General features: G+C 54.1%; 21 protein-coding genes. 17 read left to right on the forward strand and 4 right to left on the reverse strand.

Annotation, left to right across the window (positions count from 1 at the left end):
* The first annotated feature begins 213 nt into the window (after positions 1-213).
* From C7820_RS00695 to C7820_RS00720, 6 genes are all read left to right on the forward strand, one after another.
* Positions 214-1,224 (forward strand): LacI family DNA-binding transcriptional regulator, encoded by a 1,011-nt coding sequence (locus tag C7820_RS00695; RefSeq protein WP_116229433.1) that lies wholly within the window; start codon positions 214-216, stop codon positions 1,222-1,224.
* 244 nt (positions 1,225-1,468) lie between these two features.
* A complete protein-coding gene (locus C7820_RS00700) occupies positions 1,469-2,794 on the forward strand; it encodes an ABC transporter substrate-binding protein (RefSeq protein WP_116229434.1) in 1,326 nt (441 codons plus the stop codon).
* A 120-nt stretch (positions 2,795-2,914) separates the two neighbouring features.
* Positions 2,915-3,811 (forward strand): carbohydrate ABC transporter permease, encoded by an 897-nt coding sequence (locus C7820_RS00705; RefSeq protein WP_076169700.1) that lies wholly within the window; start codon positions 2,915-2,917, stop codon positions 3,809-3,811.
* Between the two features lie 15 nt (positions 3,812-3,826).
* Entirely contained in the window at positions 3,827-4,666 is an 840-nt protein-coding gene (locus C7820_RS00710; protein ID WP_076169701.1) for a carbohydrate ABC transporter permease, read from the forward strand.
* A gap of 43 nt (positions 4,667-4,709) precedes the next feature.
* Positions 4,710-6,911, forward strand: a complete 2,202-nt coding sequence (locus C7820_RS00715) for an alpha-L-rhamnosidase-related protein (protein WP_116229435.1) — start codon at positions 4,710-4,712, stop codon at positions 6,909-6,911.
* 259 nt (positions 6,912-7,170) lie between these two features.
* The gene (locus C7820_RS00720) at positions 7,171-7,776 is read left to right on the forward strand and encodes a pentapeptide repeat-containing protein (protein ID WP_076169703.1); all 606 of its coding nucleotides are present in this window, start codon (positions 7,171-7,173) and stop codon (positions 7,774-7,776) included.
* Between the two features lie 36 nt (positions 7,777-7,812).
* Here the strand turns inward: C7820_RS00720 and C7820_RS00725 are convergent, their stop codons facing one another.
* Positions 7,813-8,223 carry a GNAT family N-acetyltransferase gene (locus tag C7820_RS00725; RefSeq protein WP_116229436.1) on the reverse strand — a complete coding sequence of 137 codons (411 nt, stop codon included), beginning with the start codon at positions 8,221-8,223 and terminating at the stop codon, positions 7,813-7,815.
* A gap of 145 nt (positions 8,224-8,368) precedes the next feature.
* On the reverse strand, positions 8,369-9,118 hold the full coding sequence (locus C7820_RS00730; RefSeq protein WP_116229437.1) for an SDR family NAD(P)-dependent oxidoreductase: 750 nt from the start codon (positions 9,116-9,118) through the stop codon (positions 8,369-8,371).
* Between the two features lie 370 nt (positions 9,119-9,488).
* Between C7820_RS00730 and C7820_RS00735 the strand changes: the two genes are divergently transcribed.
* The 8 genes from C7820_RS00735 (at position 9,489) to C7820_RS00770 (ending at position 18,026) form a co-directional block, all read left to right on the forward strand.
* Positions 9,489-10,562, forward strand: a complete 1,074-nt coding sequence (locus C7820_RS00735) for a lactonase family protein (protein WP_116231570.1) — start codon at positions 9,489-9,491, stop codon at positions 10,560-10,562.
* A gap of 161 nt (positions 10,563-10,723) precedes the next feature.
* Positions 10,724-11,041 carry a metal-sensitive transcriptional regulator gene (locus C7820_RS00740; protein WP_089550326.1) on the forward strand — a complete coding sequence of 106 codons (318 nt, stop codon included), beginning with the start codon at positions 10,724-10,726 and terminating at the stop codon, positions 11,039-11,041.
* A gap of 202 nt (positions 11,042-11,243) precedes the next feature.
* Entirely contained in the window at positions 11,244-11,444 is a 201-nt protein-coding gene (locus C7820_RS00745) for a cation transporter (RefSeq protein WP_116229438.1), read from the forward strand.
* Between the two features lie 28 nt (positions 11,445-11,472).
* On the forward strand, positions 11,473-13,953 hold the full coding sequence (locus tag C7820_RS00750; RefSeq protein ID WP_116229439.1) for a heavy metal translocating P-type ATPase: 2,481 nt from the start codon (positions 11,473-11,475) through the stop codon (positions 13,951-13,953).
* Complete coding sequence (locus C7820_RS00755) at positions 13,950-14,843, forward strand: hypothetical protein (protein WP_116229440.1); 894 nt, start codon at positions 13,950-13,952, stop codon at positions 14,841-14,843. The genes C7820_RS00750 and C7820_RS00755 overlap by 4 nt, the downstream gene beginning before the upstream one ends.
* Before the next feature lie 62 nt (positions 14,844-14,905).
* A complete protein-coding gene (locus C7820_RS00760; protein WP_116229441.1) occupies positions 14,906-15,562 on the forward strand; it encodes an NAD(P)/FAD-dependent oxidoreductase in 657 nt (218 codons plus the stop codon).
* A 135-nt stretch (positions 15,563-15,697) separates the two neighbouring features.
* A complete protein-coding gene (gene sigK, locus C7820_RS00765) occupies positions 15,698-16,399 on the forward strand; it encodes an RNA polymerase sporulation sigma factor SigK (protein ID WP_076169711.1) in 702 nt (233 codons plus the stop codon).
* A 394-nt stretch (positions 16,400-16,793) separates the two neighbouring features.
* Positions 16,794-18,026, forward strand: a complete 1,233-nt coding sequence (locus tag C7820_RS00770) for an MFS transporter (protein ID WP_116229442.1) — start codon at positions 16,794-16,796, stop codon at positions 18,024-18,026.
* A gap of 54 nt (positions 18,027-18,080) precedes the next feature.
* Here C7820_RS00770 and C7820_RS00775 read toward each other — a convergent pair whose 3' ends face one another.
* Both C7820_RS00775 and C7820_RS00780 read right to left on the reverse strand, forming a co-directional pair.
* Positions 18,081-18,443, reverse strand: a complete 363-nt coding sequence (locus C7820_RS00775) for a winged helix-turn-helix transcriptional regulator (protein WP_116229443.1) — start codon at positions 18,441-18,443, stop codon at positions 18,081-18,083.
* A 332-nt stretch (positions 18,444-18,775) separates the two neighbouring features.
* Entirely contained in the window at positions 18,776-19,792 is a 1,017-nt protein-coding gene (locus C7820_RS00780) for a LacI family DNA-binding transcriptional regulator (RefSeq protein WP_089548270.1), read from the reverse strand.
* Between the two features lie 405 nt (positions 19,793-20,197).
* Here C7820_RS00780 and C7820_RS00785 point away from each other — a divergent pair, with 405 nt between their 5' ends.
* The 3 genes from C7820_RS00785 to C7820_RS00795 are packed head-to-tail and all read left to right on the forward strand — an operon-like array spanning position 20,198 to position 23,132.
* Positions 20,198-21,334, forward strand: a complete 1,137-nt coding sequence (locus C7820_RS00785) for an ABC transporter substrate-binding protein (protein ID WP_116229444.1) — start codon at positions 20,198-20,200, stop codon at positions 21,332-21,334.
* Between the two features lie 16 nt (positions 21,335-21,350).
* Entirely contained in the window at positions 21,351-22,292 is a 942-nt protein-coding gene (locus C7820_RS00790) for a carbohydrate ABC transporter permease (RefSeq protein ID WP_116229445.1), read from the forward strand.
* 15 nt (positions 22,293-22,307) lie between these two features.
* Positions 22,308-23,132 (forward strand): carbohydrate ABC transporter permease, encoded by an 825-nt coding sequence (locus C7820_RS00795; RefSeq protein ID WP_116229446.1) that lies wholly within the window; start codon positions 22,308-22,310, stop codon positions 23,130-23,132.
* Positions 23,133-23,142: the final 10 nt, after the last annotated feature.

Below are 23,142 nucleotides of genomic sequence, written 5' to 3' on the forward strand. Positions count from 1 at the left end.
TGTCTTTTGTTCGATGCCGTAAGGCTTCCGGACCCAGGGTCCTTGTTCATAAAAGCGTAATAATGCTGGAATAATTATACTGTAAAAGCGGATTTGTGGATATGGGGAATGTGCGAGTCAAAAATGGAACGTCCGAATTGCCGTATTTTGACATGATCCCGGCTCTATGCTTTAATATGAAAATATTAAGCCGGGACGGGAGGTGAGAGAAACATGGCAACGATCAAGGATGTGGCCAAGCATGCCAACGTATCGACGACGGTCGTCTCCAAGGCGCTGAACGGGTATTCGGACGTGAGCGAGGAGACGCGGAAGAAGGTGCTGAAGGCGGTCGAGGAGCTGAATTACTCCCCTAACATGCTGGCCAAAAATCTAAAGCAAAAGGTCACGAAATCGATCGCGCTGATCTTCTCCAATTTTGAGGGTTCGAGCGGCAAGGACGGCGTGCTGTTTCAGATGATGACAGGGATTTTCGAGGCGGCGTCGCATTACAATTACGAGGTGCTGCTGTACACACGGAACCTGTCGGAGCAGCAGGACAAGTCCTATTGGCAGTTCTGCAAGGAGCACAAGGTATCGGGCGCGGTCATAACGGGACTGAAGACGACCGATCCGTATTTTCAGGAAATCGTGGACAGTAATTTTCCGTGCGTCGTGATCGACGCTGACATTACGGGAAGCCACACCAGTTCGGTGATGACGGATAACGTCGGGGCGGCCCAGGCGGCCATCCAGCATCTGGTCGATCTGGGACACCGCCGGATCGGCATGGTCAACGGCCATAATTTTGCCGTGGTCAGCAACGAGCGTTTGAAGGGGTACCAACAGGCATTGAAAGCAAACGGCATCGAATTCGATCCAGCGCTGGTCGTTAACGGCGATTATACGGAGGAGTATGCCTATGGTTCGGCAGAGTCCTATTTGCAGGATCACCCGGACGTGACGGCCGTTTTCTTCGCAAGCGATCTGATGGCGATCGGTTTCATGAACCGCTGCCGCGAGCTGAACGTCCGCATACCGGAGCAGCTGTCCGTGATCGGGTTTGACGATATCGTGCTCTCCAGCTACACTTCACCCAAGCTCACCACAGTGAGGCAGGATTTTAAGCGGATGGCTATGACGGCATTCGAGCAGGTCATTCATCTGCTGGAGCACAACGGCACCGGAAAACATTTGAAAATTCCATTTCAGGTGGTTGACAGAGAAACGACGTCGATGCTATAATTTGCACGGAAGCGCTTTCAAATTTTCATATTTTTTTACGGAGATCGAAATCGATTTCGAATCAAGTGTACGAATGCATTTCACCTTCATGCCAACCAGGAGCCGACAGGCCAACCTGCAGGGAGGGTGAATATTTTTTTCAAGGTTCCGAAATCGATTTGGGACCGCATCAATACTCATTTTTTAGGTGATTGGGTTGCACGGCTTTCATCGTTTCCAGCGAAAAAACAGGGAGGTCTATCCAATGAAAAAATGGTCTGCAAGTGTAGCGTTTGTTCTGCTGTTCAGCGTCATCCTGAGCGCCTGCTCATCCGGCTCGGGTTCCAAAGGGAACGACAGCGCCCAGGGGGGCGGTTCCTCTGATGGCGGCGGGTCCGGCAAGGTGGTTGAGCTTAAATTTACGACCTGGGGAGAACTGTCGGCCGATTCGGTAGAGAAAAAGCTGGCCGACGAGTTCAATGCATCCCACCCGGGCATCAAGGTTACGTTTGAACCGGTTCCGGGAGACGGCTATGCCACGAAGCTGACGACTTCACTGGCGGCGGGGCAGGCACCGGACGTCTTTTTGATCGGTGAAGGGGATTATTTCAAATACGTCGACAAGGGCGTGGTGGAGCCTCTGGATGAGTACATCAGCCAGGACAGCTCCTTCAAGACGGATATGTTCCAGCAGGATCTGCTGAACATGGGCAAAATCGGCGGCAAGCTGTACTACCTTCCGAAAGACTTCAATCCGCTCGCTTTATGGTACAACAAGCGCATGTTCGACGCCGCCAAGATCCCTTATCCGACCGACGACTGGACCTGGGACGACATGATCAGCGCGGCCAAGAAGCTGACCCAGAAGGACGGCAGCGGCAAAATCAAGGAATTCGGCTTTAACGCAACCAAATGGGAATATCCGATTTACATATACCTGTGGCTGAACGGAACCGACATCGGCAATGAAGACGGCACGAAAGCGGAAGGCTTCATGAACAGCGAGAAGACGGTGGCAGCCATGGAAAAATACGTGGCGCTGGCACAGGGTGACGACCGCGTATCCCCGACGCCGCAGGACACCGAGACGCTGGGAGGGGACTCGTCGATGTTCATGACCGACAAGCTGGCCATGATGATTACCGGACGTTGGGTCAAGGGCGATCTCGACAAATCCGACGTGCAGTACGGTTCGGCATTGATCCCGAAAGGGGCAAGCGGAGAACGCGCAAGCATTATTGCCGCCGCCGGCTGGGCGATGAACGCAAACGGCAAGCACAAGAAGGAAGCGTATGAGCTGATGAAATGGCTGTCCGGCACCGAGGCGCAAAAGGCCCGCTCCGAAAAGGGCCAGGTGCTTCCGGCTACCGTTGCGGAGCTGGATCAGGTCAAGAGCACGGAAGTGGTCGACAAACCGGTCATCGAAATGATGGATTATGCCAAAAAGCCGATTTCCATGCGTTCAGCGAATGCGCCGACCTTTACGGAGGAATTCAATAAGGCGGTTGAAAAGGTGCTGCTGAATAAATCCACGGTGAAGGACGCCCTGGATGAGGCGGCCAAAAATGTGGACAGCAAGATCGCGAAGTAAGGATGACACTGGAAGCCATGAGTCCCCGATTCATGGCTTCCTCCTTCGTCGAACATCCGGATGCAACAGCCCGTGCTGCATCAGCCGGGCGGCCATCCGTACCATCAAGGAGGTTACTTTATGCGGAATTCACGATCGGAAAGGGCGGGATACCTGTTTATTCTTCCTTGGTTTCTGGGCCTGCTGCTGTTTACGCTGGGTCCGATGCTTTTCTCGTTTGTCCTGTCCTTCAGCAAGTGGGACATCATTACCGGCATCGGATCGATCGAATTCGTCGGCCTGGACAACTTCAAGGCGATTTTTCACGATGAGCTGTTCTACCAGTCGCTGAAAGTCACCTTCATCTTTGCCCTCGTTTCCGTCCCTTTATATCAGATTGTCTCTCTTCTCATCGCGCTGCTGCTGAACATGCGGACCCGGGGCATGAAGCTGTTCCGCCTGATCTACTTCATGCCGTCGGTCATTCCGGCCGTCGCCGTGTCGATGATGTGGATCATGATTTTCAATCCGGAATACGGCATATTGAACCGGGCGCTGGGGTGGTTCGGCATTCAGGGGCCGGCCTGGCTGCAGGATCCGAGCTATGCGCTTGGGGCGCTGATCGTCATGGGCATCTGGGGCGTCGGCAACACAATCATCATTTACCTGTCCGGGCTGCAGGGCGTTCCCGAGGAGCTCCATGAGGCGGCGCAATTGGACGGTGCGGGAAGCATCCGCCGCTTTTTCAGCGTGACGATGCCGATGATTTCCCCGACGATTTTTTTCAATTTGATCATGGGGATCATCGGGGGCTTTCAGTACTTCACCCAGGCCTTTGTCATGACTAATGGCGGGCCGCTCAACTCAACGCTGTTCTACAACCTGTATTTATATAACAAGGCGTTCGTGAACTACGAAATGGGCTATGCTTCGGCTTTATCCTGGATTTTATTTGCGATCATCCTGTTCTTCACGCTGATTGTCATCCGCAGCTCCTCCATGTGGGTGTACTACAACGGCGATGACGACCGGGATTAAAAGGAGGGATCGCGTATGCATACGGCAATTCGAAAATGGAGTTTGTCCCGGATTCTGACGCTGCTGCTGCTGACTGCGGGCGCTGCGATCGTACTGGTGCCGCTGCTCTGGACCGTATCCACCTCGCTGAAAACACCGGCCGAGGTCTTTCAGGATTCGTTCTTCCCCAAAACGTGGAAATGGGGGAACTACCGGGACGCAGTGACCGCGGTGCCGTTTTTTCTGTTCTTGAAAAACACGGTGCTGATCCTGATTCCGGTCATGATCGGAACGGTGTTTACCTCGGCCCTGTGCGCATACGGCTTCGCCCGGTTCAAATTCAAGGGCAAGCGCTGGCTGTTTCTCGTGCTGCTGGCGACGATGATGCTTCCGGGCCAGGTGACGATGATTCCGATGTTCATCATGTTCAAGGAGGCGGGCTGGGTCGATACGTTCCTGCCGCTGATCGTTCCGTCCTTTTTTGGCGGGGGCGCCTTCAACATCTTTTTGATCCGGCAGTTTATGCGTGGGATCCCCCGGGACCTCGATGAAGCCGCGTATATGGACGGGGCTAACCGGTGGAGCATTTTTACGCGGATCATGCTTCCGCTGAGCAAACCGCCGCTCATCGCGGTATCGATTTTTACCTTTATGGGCGTGTGGAACGATTTCCAGGGTCCGCTGATTTATTTGAATTCGAACGAAAAATATACGCTGGCCCTGGGGCTGTCCATGTTCAAGGGACTCTATAACGTCGAATGGAACATGCTGATGGCCGCTACCGTGCTGATCATGCTGCCGGCGATCATCGTGTTTTTCTTCCTGCAGAAGTATTTCATCGAGGGGATTTCCCTCTCGTCCGCGATGAAGGGCTAGCCTTCGCGAAAGACCAATACCCAAGAAGAAGAGGAGATTCCGAATGATAAAGCAAAGCAGCAGGCATCCATTCCCGATTTATTTGACGGCGGGTGAATATATCAAGGCGGTCGGTACGCAGGACGGCTATTTCCCGGACTTTGGACATCATGTTGCCGGTGAAATGGGAGGAGTATGGCTTCATCCTATCAAGCTGCTGGACGGCTTCTGGCTCCGGCTGACCGATCACCGCCGGAACATTTCCGTCTGGTCCAAGGCGGACGAGTTCATCAATCATCCTTGGGGCGCGGAATTCCGTTACGATCATGGCCTCGGTCATATCCCGGTCTCGATGAAGCGCGTCCAGTTTGCGCCTGACGAAGAAAAGGGCATGGTCGTCCGGTACGAAATCGTGAACTATGCGGCAGAGGAAACGGTGCTGGAGCTGGAAATGCTTTTTCGCTCCGATCTTCGCCCGGTGTGGTACTCGGAGCAAATCGGTATCGAGGACGGAGACGAGGACCGGTTTGAAGCGGTGTCGGAGTCGGCCTTGATCGCCAAAGACAGCGGCAGCGAATGGTACGTGATGGTGGGGGCTGAAATGCCCGGCATCGGATCGGTCCAGATGACCACAGACCGTTCCCTGTTCGGCCCGGAGCGGACCGCAGGCGGCGGTTCCGGGGCTTCGCTCACCGCTTCTCTGAAGCTTGCGCCAGGCGAAACCTTTGTTTTTCACGCCTTTATCGCGGGCTCTTACACATCCCGGGACGAATGCATCGCCACGTTCGACCGTCTCAAGCAGGAGCATGAACGGCTGTTTGAACAAAAGCTGCGCCTGTTGGAGAGCATCGATCAGAAATCCAAGCTGAGCATCGAAGGAGAAGACGAGCTGAATGAAATCTTCTCCTGGACCAAATGGAATACACAGTGGCTCGTGCAAAAGGTCGATTTTATCGGGCGCGGCCTGACCGCGGGCTCCCCGCATTATCCGTGGTGGTTCGGCTGCGACAACTCCTATACGGTGCAGGGACTTGCCGCTGTGGGGGATTTTCGGCTCGCCAAGGATACGGTAGATATCCTCAGAAGCATTTCGCAGGAAGCCAACGGTAACGGACGCATCGTTCACGAAATTACGACAATGGGCGTGGTTGCCAACCCGGGGAATACGCAGGAAACCGCCCACTTCATCACGATGATCTGGGATCTGTTCACCTGGACCGGTGACCTGGAGATGCTCAGAGAGAACTACAACATTTGCGTGCAGGGTATGGATTGGCTGCTGCATGAAATGGACCCGGACGGCGATTTGTTCCCATCCGGCTACGGCATCATTGAAATTTCCGGCTTGAATATGGAATTGATCGATACTGCGGTGTATTCGGCTCAGGCGGCCGGAGCTCTCGCCAGCATGAGCGTGGCGCTGGGCGAAAGGCAGCGGGCGGAGGCGTACGAAGCGCTGGCGGACCGGATGAAGAAAGCCGTCAACCGGGTATACTGGTCCGAGGAGGACGGCCTATACGCCGATGCGGTCGCTCCGAAGAGCGACATTATGCCGAAGGTCGACCATCTGGTGTCCGTTGCGGAGAAGCACGGCGTCCAGGGTTACCGGGACGTTCTGAACCGGGTGCTGAACCGGGTGCAGGATGAGCAGGAAGACTGCGGCTGGCTGCTGAACAAAAACTGGGTGATCGTGACCCCGATGGAAACCGGGATCGCGGAGCGGGAGAAGGCTCTCCGTGCTCTCGGCAACATGAGAACGGAGGAATTCATCGGTCCGTATGGCACATACCTCTCGGGGGTATACCGGACCGAAACGATGACGATATCTACGGGCGTGCACGCCGTTGCAGAGGCGGTATACGGCTTTGCCGATGAGTCGCTTGATCTGCTCCGGCGGATGATGCGCACGTTCTCGATGGCGCTGCCGGGCTCGATGAACGAGATGTCGCCGGATTATGGCTGCGCAGTCCAGGCATGGACGCTGTATGCGATGGCCGTTCCGCTGATCCGCCACTTCTTCGGCGTCAAGCCGCATGCGCATCTGAACACCGTGCACATTGCGCCACTGATTCCGTCCGTCTGGGACGGAAAAAAGATGACGCTTCAGCAGCTGCATATCGGCCAGGCAGTGATCGACCTGGAGCTCCGCTCCGAGGCGGGCCGGCTGCATGCCGACATCGCGAATCCCGGCGGCCTGAAAGTCATCCTCGAATGGGCCGGCCAGACGGTGATCCGTGATGAGCCGCATATTCGGGTGACACTGTAAGTAGGCTGCAGCACCTCAGAGCGCTGTACAGAGGATTAGAAGCAGACCATTCCCAGCAATGGTTACGCAGGGGAAAAGAACAGAAGACCCGAGATATGACCCGGGCCTTCTGTTTTTGTTTTTTTTCAGGGGAGGGCATCGGAATGGTGCACCATAAGGCTTCACAACAATTGAGAAAGGAACATATGTTTGATAGGATAGAACATAAACCGTCTAAACGAAATTAAGGGTTATTGAATAAAACGTGGGGGATGAGCGGATGTATCAGTACATAGATGAGGAATACGTAAAGGTGGACTTTGGTCAAGCCGATCTGAAGGAAGGGGAGCTGAAGGGATGCACCTTCCATCAGTGCAGCTTTCGCGGAGCCGCGCTGGATGAGGTCTGGACGACCGGCTGCCGGTTTATCGAATGCGACTTTGGGGGAGCGACGCTGAACGCTTCTGTCCATGCCCGGTCGGCGTTTACAAACTGCCGCTTTGCGGGAGCCAATTTGTTCGTAAGCAAGTTTGAGGATTGTAAAATGACGGGCAGCGACTTCTCCGGCGCATCGCTGGACGGCATCACAATCCAGGGCGGGGACTGGTCGTACACGAACCTGCGTCACGCCAATCTTGTCAAGCAGCAGCTGCGGGGTATCCGTTTTGTAGAGGCGGACTTGTCCGAATGCAATCTGCAAAAAGCGGATCTCCGCGAGGCGGATTTGAGCGGCGTCCGGCTGGCAAAGGCCGCATTGAACGGTGCGGACCTCCGGGGCGCGAAGCTGGACCGCTTTGACTTCCGGTCGATCGACCTCACCGGGGTGCGGATCGACCTGGAGCAGGCGGTCGGCGTAGCCCGGGCCTACGGCGCCAAGGTGGACTAAGACCATGGCCGAGACTGCCACGATGGCCGCTCCGCCCTAGAAACGCCTGTACATGCCGACCGATGCCGGCGCCGTTTCCTCGAAGCCGAACTGCCGGTACAGCCGGTCAGCCGGAACATCGGCGATCAGGCTGACATAGGCGGTGGACGGAGCGTTATGGTCCAGGTAGCCGGTGATTTCGGCCATGATCCGCTTGCCCAGGCCCTGGCCTTGATGATCGGGATCAACGGCGATGTCCACGACGTGGTACATGCAGCCGCCATCCCCGATGACTCGGCCCATGCCGATCAGTTTCCCTTCCAGGCGGAGGGTCACGATGAAGAGGGAGCCCTGAAGTCCTCTGCGGGAGGCCTCGATGTCCTTGGGGCTGAGGCCGGCCTTTACCCGCAGCTTGTTATACTCCTCGGCTTCCGGGACATCATGTCCTAGCTGAATGTGTGAATTCATCATCTCACTCCTTTGCTCCCAAGTATATCTGAAGCTATGGAGGGCGTCACGACTCAATGGGCAAGCAGGCGATTTGCTTACACAGCTGTGCCCGGGAGCCGCCAATCCACGCAGCGGGATGCTGCTTCCCCATCAAGCTTGAACGCTACCGCAGCATCATGGTGCCGCCGTCAACCATAATGGTTTGCCCGGTAATAAATTTGGCGTCCCTGCTTAGCAGGAAGCAGACGACCCGGCCGACGTCATGCTCGCAGTCGCCAAGCCGCCGCAAAGGGATGTTGTTGACCATTTTCTCGTAAGCTTCGGGCATCTTCTCTTTCCATTCCAGCACGCCTTCGGAGGCTGCGATCGGGCAGACGATGTTGACATTGATCTGATCCGGTCCCCATTCCTTGGCCGCCACGCGGGAAATGCCGCGCAGGGCTTCCTTGGCGGCTGCGTAGGAGGTTTGCGTGGACATGCCTTCGAGCGCCGCTCCGGACGCAAAGTTCACGATCGAGCCCTGTGTTTCTTTTAAATAGGGGTAGCTCCATTTCATCAGATGAAAAGCGGGCAGAAAGCCTGTATGCAGCGCCAGCCTGAGCTCTTCTTCAGTCGTATCCAGAAAGGGCACGTTCCTTGAAGCCTGCGCGCAATTCACCAATCCGTGGAGCGTTTTGAACCTTCCGATAACCTGCTTGAAGCCATGAGCGACCTCATCTTTATCGAGCAGGTTGACTTTCACAAACATGCATTCCGCCCTTTCGCTAACCTCCTTCTCCGTGATGCGTCCCTTTTCTTCGCTGCTGTCGAAAAAGGCGACCTTGGCGCCTTCTTTGGCGAGAGCCATAACGACCCCCCTGCCGATGCCCGCCGCGCCCCCATTGACGAGAATCGTATGATCCGCTAATTTCATAGGTTTGATCAGCCTCCTGATGTTGGGTTTGTTTGCGTTCGATGGCTCTATCCGAAGCGCCGTAATGATTTTTACGTCCGGCTGGAATCCCTGATTTTCCTTATGTTTAAGGATGATGTCGCCCGTACCATAATGACTGTATGACGTTTGAACAGATCCGCCAGTGATGCAGCAATCCCCGGTACACGCATCCGCCAATAACACCGACCGTATTACTATGTTCCTTCCCGAGGATAATTACACCATGGACCCGATGATCCGTCCTTTTCCCTTATGGATGGGTGAAAAAGAAGGCTGAGCCCCTTTTGCCGTATTCCACTAACAATGATACAATCATTTATACAAACACAAAGAGAGAGGCGAAGTGATCATGACAGCAAACGATCGCATGCTGGTGTTCGTCGGTTCATATGCCGAAGCGGCATCCGACGGAATCTATGTATACGAATTGAATGAAGGGAAAGGCGAGTTGACGCTGCTCGACAAGGTGGACGGCAACAAAAATCCGACGTTCCTGAACGTGGATCAGGCGGGAAACCTGCTGTACGCGATCAGTGAAACGGCAGCCGAAGACGGAACGAAGACGAGCGACGCCGCAGCTTATACGATCGATCCGGCAACAGGCAAGCTGACCGAAGCCAGCCGGGCGTACGCACTGAACGGTCCGGCATGCCACATTCAGCGGAGCGCAAACAACAAATATTTGACGCTGACCAGCTATCATAAAGGTACAATCAGCCTGGTGGAACTTGCCGCCGGCGGCAAAGTGGGAAGCGTGCTCGATATCCAGCAGCACGTAGGACAAGGCGACTACAGCGAAGTGGCTCCGCATCTGCATTCCTCGTTCTACAGCCCGGATCAGCGCTTTTTGCTCGCGTGCGACCTTGGTCTGGATCTCATCCGTACATACCGGATCGACGAAGCCGAAGGCAAGCTTGTGCCCGTGAGCGACGCCCGGGTGGAGAAAGGCGCCGGCCCGCGCCATCTGACTTTCCATCCGAACGGAAAATTCGCGTATGTCATCAATGAATTGAATTCGACGGTTACGGCCTTTCACTACGATGCGGAACACGGAACGCTCGAGACGCTGGAAACCGTGCCGACGCTGCCTGCTGAGTGGACGGGGGCTAACGGCTGCGCGGAAATTACGATTTCTGCCGACGGCCGGTTCCTGTACGGCTCAAACCGCGGTCACGACAGCATTGTCGTCTATGCGGTCGATCCGGAATCCGGCAAGTTGACAACGGTGCAGCACGTGTCGACGGAAGGCCAGCACCCGCGCCATTTTTCTATCGTTCCCGGCGGTAAGCATGTGATCGCGGCTAACCGGGATACGAATAACCTGACGCTCTTCACCGTAGACCAGGAGACCGGCAAATTAACGTATACAGGCCATTCGGTCGAAGTGTCCAAACCGGTCTGCGTGTGGGCTGTCCGCTTCTAGATTCATATTCCCTGAAGGTCCGGCGGGCTTTCGATGCCCGGCTGATCAAGGCTCTTTACGAAGTCAGGCACCGGATGCACGATCCGGACTCATCAATCGGGGAAATGGATGGTACAATAGAGATAGCCAGTAAGAAAGGATGGATGCGTGTGGAAGAGACCATGGAAGAATCCGTCAAGCACGAGTCTTGCGGAACAGGCGAACGGAAGAGCCACCATTCCCCTAAAACGAAAAACAACCTGATCAGCCGCTTGAACCGGATCGAGGGGCAGATCCGCGGCATTAAAGGCTTAATCGAAAAGGATACGTACTGCGACGACGTGCTGAACCAGATTTCGTCGGTCCAATCCGCTTTGAACGGGGTCAGCAAGCTGCTGCTCGAGCATCATATGAAGAGCTGCCTGATCGAACGCATTCAAGACGGGGAGAATGAAGTAATAGATGAGCTGCTCATCACGATTAATAAATTGATGAAATAATCGGATACGGCTCGGATGACCTAAGGATTCGAAAGAATCCTTTTTTTGTAGGCAAAAATATAGATTAGGGGGGTACACTAAAATAAAGGTTGACTTATTATAGGGTAGGGGGGTATACTTTGTGACAAGGAGATGGTGATCGATGCTTCGGGCTCATGCCAATACCATCTTCCAACTAAAACGATCCGAGGAGAGATGATATATGAACCAAGTTACATTACAGGTTAACGGCATGTCCTGCATGCACTGCGTCAATTCCATCGAAGGCGCGATGAAGGCGCTGGGTGCGGACGGCAAGGTCAACTTGGCCGAAGGGACCGTCACGGTCGCGTATGACAACGGAAAGCTGTCGCTTCAATCCATTAAGGAAGCCATTGAAGATCAAGGCTATGAGGTCGCCTAACGAATAAATGAAACGGGGTGTCGTTGCAATGGAAACTTACGGTAGGGAGCAGGAGCAGCTGAAGCAGCAGGAGCAAGCGTCTTTGCAGATCACAGGCATGACTTGTGCCGCATGTGCCAACCGGATTGAGAAGGGGCTGAAAAAGCTGGATGGCGTGTCTGAGGCCAATGTGAATTTTGCGATGGAGCGCGCCACGGTTACGTATGATCCGGAACGGACCAGCATGGATCATATGGAGGAAGCCGTCAAGAAGCTGGGGTACGATACGGCCAAAGAAGTGGTCGATCTGGATATTACCGGGATGTACTGCGCGGCCTGTGCGGTCAAAATTGAAAAAACGCTCAACAAGATGCCTGGGGTAAAGAGCGCGAACGTCAATTTTGCGATGGAGACGGCCAGAGTGGAATTTAACCCGCTGGAAGTCAACGCGGGTGACATGGAGAAGCGGATCGACAAGCTGGGATACAAGGCGACTCCCAAGCGGGAACAGATCGCCGATCCGGCGGAGCAGCGCAGCCGGGTAATCACGCAGCAGAAGCGCAAGCTGCTGATCTCCGCTCTCCTGTCTCTGCCGCTGCTGTGGTCCATGGTCAGCCACTTCTCCTTCCTGTCCTGGATCTGGATGCCGGAGCTGTTCATGAACCCGTGGTTCCAGCTCGCACTCGCCACCCCGGTACAGTTTTATATCGGAAGGCAGTTCTATAAAGGAGCGTTCAACGCCCTCCGCAACAAAAGCGCCAACATGGACGTTCTGGTCAGCCTGGGCACGTCGGCCGCCTACTTTTACAGCCTGTATCTAACCATCGAGTGGGCTGCCGGAGGCGGGAGCCTTCATCACGGCCCGGAAATGTATTATGAAACAAGCGCCGTGCTGATCACGCTGGTCATTATGGGTAAGCTGTTCGAGCTGCTTGCGAAAGGACGGACGTCCGAAGCGATCAAAACGCTGATGGGGCTGCAGGCGAAGAACGCCGTCGTCATCAGAAACGGTGAAGAGCTCACCGTTCCGGTCGAAGAGGTTCTGGCCGGGGACATCGTCCTTGTGAAGCCGGGCGAAAAAATTCCGGTGGACGGACTCGTGCTCGAAGGGGCGTCGGCCGTCAACGAATCGATGCTGACCGGCGAGAGCATACCGGTTGAGAAAAAGGCCGGGGATTCCGTATTCGGAGCGACCGTCAACAAAAATGGGCGGCTCAAAATTCAGGCGACGAAGGTCGGCCGGGACACGGCCCTCGCGCAAATTATCAAAGTGGTGGAGGAAGCGCAGGGCTCGAAGGCGCCGATCCAGCGGGTAGCCGACGTCATCTCCGGCATCTTCGTCCCGATCGTGGTCGGCATTGCCCTCCTGACGTTCGTCGTCTGGTACTTTTGGGTTGCCCCGTATGACTTTGCCGGTGCGTTGGAGAAGGCAATTGCGGTTCTGGTTATCGCCTGCCCATGTGCCCTCGGACTCGCGACACCGACGTCGATTATGGCCGGGTCGGGCCGCGCCGCCGAGCTGGGCGTCCTGTTTAAGGGCGGCGAGTATCTGGAGTCGACGCACCGCATCAATACGGTCATCCTGGACAAAACGGGCACGGTCACGAAAGGGAAGCCGGAGCTGACCGATGTGCTCACCGCATCGATGAATGAGCGCGAGTTTCTGCGGTTGGCCGGCTCGGCGGAGAAGCCTTCGGAGCATCCGCTCGCTGAGGCCATCGTAGACGGCATCAAGGCCCGCGGCATTGCGCTTACCGAAGCCGGGGAATTCGAGGCGATCCCGGGTTACGGCATCCGGGCCGTCGTGGACGGCCGTGAGGTGCTCGCCGGAACCCGCAAGCTGATGGAGAAGCATGGCATCCTTGCCCGGGATGCCGAGAGCAGCATGACGAAGCTGGAGGAAGAGGGCAAAACGGCGATGCTCGTCGCAGTAGACGGCCAGTACGCCGGATTGATCGCCGTTGCGGATACGATCAAGGAAAGCTCCAAGGCGGCGGTCGGCCGGTTGAGGGGCTTAGGCATTCAAGTGGTCATGATCACCGGTGACAATGAACGCACCGCCCAAGCGATCGCCCGGCAGGCGGGCATTGACGAGGTGCTTGCGGAGGTTCTGCCGGAAGGGAAAGCCGCCGAAGTCAAAAAGCTGCAGTCGCTTGGCAAAAAAGTAGCGATGGTCGGCGACGGCATCAACGATGCACCGGCCTTGGCGCAAGCCGACATCGGCATGGCCATCGGAACAGGGACGGACGTCGCCATGGAAGCGGCGGACGTGACGCTGATGCGCGGCGATTTGAACAGCATTGCCGATTCCATCGAAATGAGCCGGAAAACGATGCGCAATATCCGCCAAAACCTGTTCTGGGCGCTTGGCTACAACACGCTGGGCATCCCGGTCGCGGCCCTCGGGCTGCTCGCTCCCTGGATAGCAGGGGCGGCGATGGCGCTCAGTTCGGTCTCGGTCGTCCTGAACGCACTTAGACTGCAGCGGATGAAACTGCAAACGAACCCGAAAGGAGAGCGGACCGCATGAAACGTTCATTGGGACTCGCCGCACTGCTCGGACTCGCGGTGCTGACCGCCTGCGAGTCCGAAACAAAAGCGATAAAAGGAGATGGAGAACAAATGAACATGTCGCATGATCATCACTCGGCCCATGGGCCGGCAAAGACGAACGGCGCAGAAGGTAGTACGCATAACCACGGCGGCGGCCAAACAGGAGGGCTTCAGGATAAGGACGTGAACGTCAGCTGGACGTACGCAGATGGCCAAGCGCCGGAAGCCGGCGTAGATACGAAGATCACCATGGCATTTACGCATGACGGCAAGGCGATTGAATCCTTCGAGACGACGCATGAACAAAAAGAGCATCTCATTATCGTCAGCAAAGATCTGTCATACTTTCACCATATTCATCCGGAGTACCAGGGCGGCGGCGTGTTTGAAGTGAACAACCGCTTCCCCGCAGGGGGAGATTACAAGCTCATCGCCGACTTTGTTCCGGAAGGCGGAGGCGCGATGAATAAATCGGCGTGGCTGCAGGTCAAGGGTGCACTGCTGCCGGCTGCTCCCGTGAAGCCGGACGGAGAGCGGGTCAAAACGGTGGACCGACTGCGGGTGACCCTGGATTTTGACCGACTTGCGGCAGACCAGGAGCTGATGCTCACGTATACGATCGAGGATGCCGGGACCGGCGCACCGGTCACCGATCTGCAGCCGTACCTGGGCGCCGTCGGACACGTGGTCATCCTGTCTGAAGATGCGGAGCAGTATCTGCATGTCCATCCGATGGATGAAAAAGGCTCCGGGCCAAAGGCCGAGTTTATGACGACCTTCCCGCACGCCGGCATCTATAAAATATGGGGGCAGTTCCAGCGCGACGGACGTGTCATTACCGTTCCCTTCGTCGTGGACGTGCCGTAATCTGCTGCCGGCTGTCACCAGGTACCAGGTATATTCATCGAAGCGATAAGGAGTGAGGAAGGTTGGGTCAGCGCAAATTTGCGGTTACCCCCGGCTTCGGGGTCGGGGGAACCGTGTTCTCCCCGAAACAGCTTGCAGCGATCGGCGGCATTGCCGACAGAGTCGTCGACGTGGAAATGACCGGCTTCAAACAGCTGTACGTCACGGCAGAAGAAGAACGTCTGAGTGAGGTTCAGCAGGAACTCAAGGCCGCCGGGCTTCAAATTCACCCGGCGGGTTTTGTGACCAAGAGCCTGATCGCCTGCCAATTTTGCCGCGGAGCGGAAGAGGCCGGTTTGGATGTGGCGAGAGCTCTGGATTTGGCGATCGCGGGCATAGCGGTACCGAGTCCGCTGAGGATCGGGTACGCCGGCTGCGCACTCGGAACGAGCGAACCGCTGTTGAAGGATATCGCCGTTGTCAAGATGAAAGACAGCTACGATCTCTATGTCGGAGGTGAGCCGAAAGGGATCAAGGCTGAATTGGCCAAGCTGCTCTTGACGGGACTTCAGGCGGAACAGCTGATTCCGGCCGTCACCCGGCTCATTGCCCAGTTTCAGGAACATGGAAAAAGGAAGGAGTCCTACCGCCGCTTTGTCCAGCGGTTTACCCTCGAGAAGCTGCGCGAAGCCGCAGAGGGCGCCGCCGGGGACATATCCTCGCATGCAAGGGAGGCTTAAAGCGGCAGGATTTTCTTTATACGTACAGGCACAGATGGGCCTTCGCCCACATAGAATGAACAGACCGCAGCCTAACAGCAGGAAGCAGCAGCCATGTTTTCGCGGTGCCCAGTCATTCAGCAGGAGGTGTCATCTTTGCCCGGACTTTTCAGCTTTATCGCCCTTTTCATTAAAGAATTAACGCTGCTGGTATCGTACGTCAAAAACAACGCCTTTCCGCAGCCGCTGACAGAGAAAGAGGAAAGTAAGTACCTTCAATTGATGGCGGAAGGAGACGCCCACGCCCGCAATATGCTGATCGAGCATAATCTGCGGCTGGTGGCGCACATTGTGAAAAAATTCGATAATACCGGCGAGGATCTGGAGGATCTGATCTCGATCGGTACCATCGGGCTCATCAAAGCTATTGAGAGCTTTCAGGCAAATAAAGGCACGAAGCTGGCCACGTTCGCAGCCCGCTGCATCGAAAATGAAATCCTGATGCATTTGCGTTCCTTGAAGAAAACGAGGAAGGACGTTTCCCTGCACGATCCGATCGGAACCGATAAAGAGGGAAATGAAATCACGTTGATTGATATTTTGGGCAGTGAAGCGGACGACGTGGCCGACATGGTCCAGCTCAAGATCGAGAAGAGCAAAATTTACCGGAACCTGGACATTCTCGATGAGCGCGAGCAGGAGGTCATCAAAGGCCGCTTCGGCCTGGAGCACGGCGGAGAAGAACGGACGCAACGCGAAATTGCCAGGGAGCTGGGTATCAGCCGCAGCTACGTGTCGCGGATCGAGAAGCGTGCCCTGATGAAGCTGTACCATGAATTTTATAAATCCAAGCAATAGCTTGCAGCGCAGGAAACACCGATGCTTTTGTCTAATTGACATAGGAAGCGGTGAGTTTGAGTAGATAAAGTAATGATTGATAGTCCGAAGGCTCGTGGCGTTTAACGTCACGGGCCTTTTTCTTTTTCTCGCCGATGGCCTTTGATGACTCCCATAATCCAGTATCAAAAAGTATCCTACCTTACAAAAATGATCGGACCATACAAAAAAGTGCGTACTATTCAGGCGTAGTGGAACTTGATAATCTTACATATAGAACGATCGATCCAGATTTCGCCGGGCGGTACGGTCGTTTAAATCACAGGTGAGGTGCGAAGGTATGCAGAAATATTAGCTTACTTTGAAAGATAAGAACGTCACTGTCCATAGAGATAGGAGTAGGAGGGGATTGATATTGACTAGACAACATAAGCTTCTGACTTTGAATTTATTTTTATTGACTTTTGTCCTGGGAACCAGTGAATTTGTGATGGTCGGATTGTTAACCGAAGTGGCCTCGGATATGAAGATCGCCATATCGATCGCAGGCTCCTTGGTGTCGGCCTTTGCCCTTTCTTTTGCCATCGGTACCCCGATCTTCACGGCGTTATTCAGCCGATTCTCCAAGCGCCCGCTCATCCTTGCTTTGATCGGCGTATTTATTATCGGGAATATGATCACGGCGATATCCGGATCCTATGGTTTGCTTCTGTTTTCCAGAGTGATTACCGCCGTGGTTACTGGCGTCCTGATTGCACTTGCGATGGCTGTGGCCAGTGAAGCGCTGCCACCGGAAAAAAGAGGGCCTGTGATTTCGATCATCTTTACGGGCTTCACCGTGGCCAGCGTTCTTGGCGTCCCCCTTGGAACTTTCATCGGGCAATGGGGCGGGTGGCACATGTCTTACTGGTTTACGACGCTATTGGGGATTGTTTCACTGATAGCAAGCTTTGCAACGATACCCACGGGCCTGAAGGGGGCGCGGAGTTCACTCCAAAACCAACTTCGATTATTTACCTATCCCAGAATTGTGCTTGCTTTCTTTATTCCTGCATTTAGCATTGCGGCAACGTACAGCGTCTATACGTATTTAGCCCCTATGCTCGAGGATGTGCTTTTTGTGCCGGCACGGTATATTAGCCTAGTCTTTTTGCTGTATGGTATCGTGTCCATTTTTAGCACTTTAATCGGGGGGAAGCTGGCTGTCGGTGGCGGGATGGGAAAAATTCGCTATATTTTCCTGGCCCAGGCTGTCATTCTCGCGTCGCTTTATGTATCTTCCGGCTCGCTTGCCGGGGGGCTCGTCAGCATCTCATTGATCGCCCTCGCAGTATACCTTATGAACTCGACGATGCAGCTGTATTTCATGAATTGGGCCGATCGGCACGTTCCTGAGGCCAAAGACTTGGCTTCCTCCTTAACTTCCGTATCCATCAATGTCGGGATCGCGATGGGATCCGCTTTGGGAGGTTTCGTTACGAAGAATATGGAGCTCATTGATCTTTCCTGGTCCGGGGGAATGATGGCTGTTTTAGCAGCCGTGCTGGCTTGGATCACCTATCGTTTAGATCGTGGAACACGCAGCGTATCTAGTGAGAAAAATGGGCTGCGCACCAATACGAAGGAAGTTCGTGATCAGGTATTATAAGATGAAGAGGTACCCAACCAGGGTACCTCTGTTTTCCACATTCGAAGCGGCTGTTTAGGCATGCTTTTGGCTGGTGTAGGATACTTCATCGGGATAACTTTCGATATAGGTAGTGCCAAAATCGCATAACATCGTGAGCATGGGAGCAAATTGTTCGCCCAGCTCGGACAAACCGTATTCCACTTTTGGTGGCGAAACCGGGTAAACCTTGCGAATAATGAGTCCGTCGTTTTCCAGCATCCGCAGCTGCATCGTAAGCATGCGTTGGGTCGCTTCGGGAAGCAGCCGCTGCAGCTGATTAAACCGTACCGGGCCATTAGCTAATTCGTTTAATATGGATATCTTCCATTTACCGCTAACTAAGCTTAGTATAATTTCCGAGGTACAGCGATATGTTTTGTCTCTAAAGGTTATCATCTGTCGACACATCCCCTACAGAAGAATAGAAAAACCATCGGTTTTCCAGTTCAGTCAAATTATAGATCAGTCATTCCATATATTATGTTGAACCATGCCCCTTGTCAAGAACTTCTGGATCGACTAGTACATAAATTAATGAAGGTGGTCGACAAGAGGTATGGCAAAAATACATTGGAAGTTTTCCCCGAGTGATTTTGTGCAGCGAACATGGATCAGTTGACTTGGGGTTTTTTATATTGGCAAAGAAGCCCCGGCAGCCGAAAAAAGGCCTCTCTTACCGCTTGAAGTTCATTTCTTCAGAGCGGAAAGAGGGGCCTTTTGCGCTGCGACTACACCTGCCAGATGCTGGACTGGCGGAAAATCGGTTCATACGGCAGCACGATTTTGACCGGCAGCGGGAAGGGATCCCCGGTGATCTGCAGGATCGTTCGCGCGGCCATGACGCCGATCTCAAACGTCGGAATATGAATGGTGGAGAGCGGAGGAACGGTATAGCGTGACGGTTCGTTGTCGTCGAAGCCGACGACGGCGAAGTCCTGGGGCATGCGGTAGCCTTTCTCGGAAATGGCCCGCATGGCGGCCATCGCCATGATGTCACTGGCCGCGAAGACCGCCGTCGGGAGCTTACCCTGATGCTCCTCCAAAAAGGTCAGCATAAGGCGGTAGGCCCGGTCGGGCTCCCATTCGGCATTCAGCACATACTCCGGCTGAACCGGCAAGCCGGCCTGCTCCAGAGCCTGCTTGTACCCCCGGTACCTTTTCTCCCGGTCGAACTGGCCGGACAAGCCCGTACCCCCGATAAACATAATCTCGCGGTGGCCCTGTCCGGTCAAATGCTTGACGGCAATCGACGCCGCTTCGACGCGGTCGTACGAAATGGTCGGGATGCTCGGGTCGGAAACGTCGATTCCGACGACATGCGGAACGTGTTTTTTGAGATAGCTGTATAATTTGGGCTCAATGCCCTCGATCACGATTAAACCGTCGATTGAATCTTTGCCGGAGATTTGCTGCAAAATTTCATTTTTTTGCAAATCTTCTTGCGTGTAGGTAAAAGCGATCTGGTATCCGTGACGGGCCAGTTCCTTCTCAATTCCCTCAAAAATAACCGAGAAATAGGGATGGTAGCGCCGTCCCTGCATGGTGGATACGACGCATCCTATTTTTTTGACTGCGGCCTGGTCCTGAGGCGGCACCTTCGCCATGTATCCGAGCTCCTGCGCCGCGTCCCAGATCTTCCTCTTGGTTCCGCTGCTTGAGGAGCGGTTCGAATCGTCGGCCAGTACTCGGGAAACGGTCGATATGGAGACGCCGACGCGTTCGGCAATATCTTTTAATGTGGGCATGTCATGACCTGCCTTTAATGTCAGATGAGGATTCTGCAAAACCTGTCTTTTGGATTGCTTACTCTATATGTTAAGTAAAATAAAATCACAGGTCAACTGAAAAACGGTGATAATGTTTTGCAAATTATAATAAAATTATTGCAAAATAATTGCAAAAATTGATTGACTAACTTTTTCATCAGAGGTATGATTTTCATGAGATTGAGGTGATATAAGCAAAAAAGTAAAGGGAAAGGGGTTATGTCATTGCGATATTTCAAAAGTTTCTCTATTTTTGCTCTAATTTGCATGTTATTTTTGCTGATTGGTTGCGCAAAGAATGACGGCTCTGATGCTTCCGCCACCTCTGCCGGTTCAACAGGCAAAACCAAACTTGTGTTTTGGAGTCATCAGGAAGATGCCATTATGAACGCTTATAAAGCACTGATCGCCAAGTATCAATCCCTGCATCCCGACATTGAGATCGCCTACCAGACTTTCCCTTACGACGTGTACAATCAGAAGCTCAAGGCATCCTTCTCCGCCAAAAATCCGCCCGACATTGCGGAAATGTTCGGCACCTGGGTACCGGAATATTCGAAAAACGGGGCGCTTGTGGAGATCCCGGGGGGCGAGCAGCTGCGACAGGAGTACTACGAAGCCCCTCTCGGAGGATACACGTTGAACGACAAGCTGTATGGACTGCCGCTCGAATTTAACATCGAGAACGGCGGAATGCTGATTCACCCGCAAATGCTGAAGGATCAGGGCATCGCGGCCCCTCCGGCCACATGGGACGAACTGGTCGAAGACGCCAAGAAACTGACGGTGCGGGATGCGAACGGCATCAAGGTGAAGGGATTCGATTTCGTCTCCAGCGACAACATCACCTTCACGTTTCTTTCCTTGATTCTGCAGCAAAACGGCAAGTATTGGGGCGATAACGACCATGTGAACTTTCAAACCCCTGAAGCACAAAAGGCGATGACCGCCTTAACCTCTTTGATCGCTACCGATAAAGTGGCGGACCTCACCACGTTTGGCGGTGAACTTGACACCTCAGACTACTTCTTTCAAGGCAGCTCGGCGATGACCTACCGGGGTCCATGGACGATTGCTGCAGGGCTGAATACATACAAGGTGAAAGACTTTGAGTATGTGCCCGTTCCTTCCTTTACGACGAATCCACCTTCTTATGCAGCCGAATCTGGCTGGGGCCTTGTAGCGTCCCAGAAGGGCAAGCATCAGGAAGCGGCCGTCGATTTTATCAAATTCATGTCATCCGACGAAAATCTGCTCGAGTGGAACCAGGGAACGTTTACGGTTCCGGCCAAAAAAGCGGTGGCGCAAAATCCCGATTACGTCAAAGCGAATCCTTATATGAAAACATCGCTGGATATTTTGGAGCTGGGTCAGTGGATCGGGCCCATTGCCGACCGGGACTTTTTCTTTAAAACGATCAATGATCATTTCCAATTGATGGCGACCGGCCAGGAATCGGTGGAAAGCGGTCTGCAGCAGATCGAAAAAACCATCAACGACAGTCAGGATCAACATAAATGATCGGAGTGGTGTTCGCATGAAGCATGATGCTGCAGCAAGCAGCAGTCCAGGGATCGTCCCCGGTATCCCGAACCGCAGAGGGGAGAAAGGAAGGGGCCGCTGGTTCATCTATTTATCGCTGGCGCCGATCCTGCTGCTTTTCGGTGTATTCGCTTTCATTCCTATTGGATGGAGTTTGGGACTATCGGTATTTAAGTATAATCCGCTCAGCGCAAGCGCGCTGTTCGTCGGGGCGGACAATTATATCCGCATGCTGGGCGATTCCATATTTATCAAGTCGCTGTGGGTCACCTTTAAGTTCGTCGTCATTGCCGTTGCGGTCAACATCCTTATCACCTTGATGTTTGCCGTCGCGATCCAGCGGATCCGTACGGGGTGGCTGCGGAACCTGATGCGCACCGTCTTTTTTCTGCCGACGATCGCGCCGCTGGCGGGAACGGCGATCGTATGGAGCACGATGTTCAATTACAATCACGGTCTGTTTAATATCGTGCTGACCCAGCTCCACATGGCTCCCGTGCAGTGGCTGAGCGATCCTCATTATGCGCTGTACTCGGTCATTCTGATGACGCTGTGGGCTGATATCGGGTATAACATCGTGCTCTTTATCGCCGGTCTGGATTCCATTCCGGATATGTATTATGAAGCGGCCATTCTGGACGGGGCGAGCCGCTGGCATTCGTTCTGGCATGTGACGCTGCCGCTGCTCCGGCGCACGATGCTGTTTGTTTCGGTGACGACGGTCGTCTCCTATTTTCAGGCTTTCGCCCAATTCCAGATCATGACCAAGGGTGAGCCGTTTAACGAGACCCGGGTGCTGGCCCTCCATATTTATGAGCAGGCGTTCTCCAATTCCAACATGGGATATGCGTCCGCGATGGCCACGGTGTTTCTGATCATTATTTTAGTGGTGACCCTACTGCAGCTGAAGTGGGGGCGCACCGAGTGGGAGTACTGACAAGGGGGACTTTCGATGCACCGGAGGAATAGATGGTTCGATGGCATCGTCATGGTCGTGCTGATCGCAGCCGGATGCCTGATGCTGCTGCCGTATTTGTGGATGGTTTTGTCTTCTTTAAAAAGCAACATGGAAATCGTGTCCGGCTCGCATGCGCTTCTGCCGCAGCATCCGAGCCTGGAGGGGTACCGGACCGTCCTTGAGGACGCGCCGTTCGGAAGGTGGTTTTTGAACAGCGCGATGACGTCGGTCGTCATTACGGCCGCGACGTTATTTACGAGCGCCTTGGCAGGGTATATTTTCGCCAAGCATCAATTCAAGGGACAGAAGCTGCTGTTCATCCTGATCTTGGCAACGATGATGATTCCGTTTCAGGTGGTCATGATTCCGACGTATCTGATTACGGCCAAACTGGGGCTGGTCAATCATTTGCTGGCGATTATCCTGCCCAATCTGGTCAGCTCCTACGGAGTGTTTCTGGCGAAGCAGTTCATCGAGGACATTCCCCAGGATCTGCTCGATGCCGCAAGGATCGACGGGGCGGGCGAGATGCGGCTGATGGTCCGGATCATTGCGCCTCTGATTCTGCCGATGCTGTCGGCGCTTGGTATTTTTACGTTTATGAATGCGTGGAACAACTATTTATGGCCGCTCATTATTTTGAACGACGAGAGCAAAATGACCGTGCCGCTCGCCCTTGTTTATTTTAACGGAACCCATATGGTCAACTATAACGTCGTCATGTCGGCGGCTGTGCTCATCACCCTGCCGGTGATTGTGGTGTTCCTGATTTTCCAGAAGCAGTTTATTAAAGGACTTACGATGACAGGCATGAAATAAAAAGAGAAGA

The sequence above is a fragment of the Paenibacillus sp. VMFN-D1 genome (assembly GCF_003386155.1).
In the GTDB taxonomy this organism is placed as follows: domain Bacteria; phylum Bacillota; class Bacilli; order Paenibacillales; family Paenibacillaceae; genus Paenibacillus_AQ; species Paenibacillus_AQ favisporus.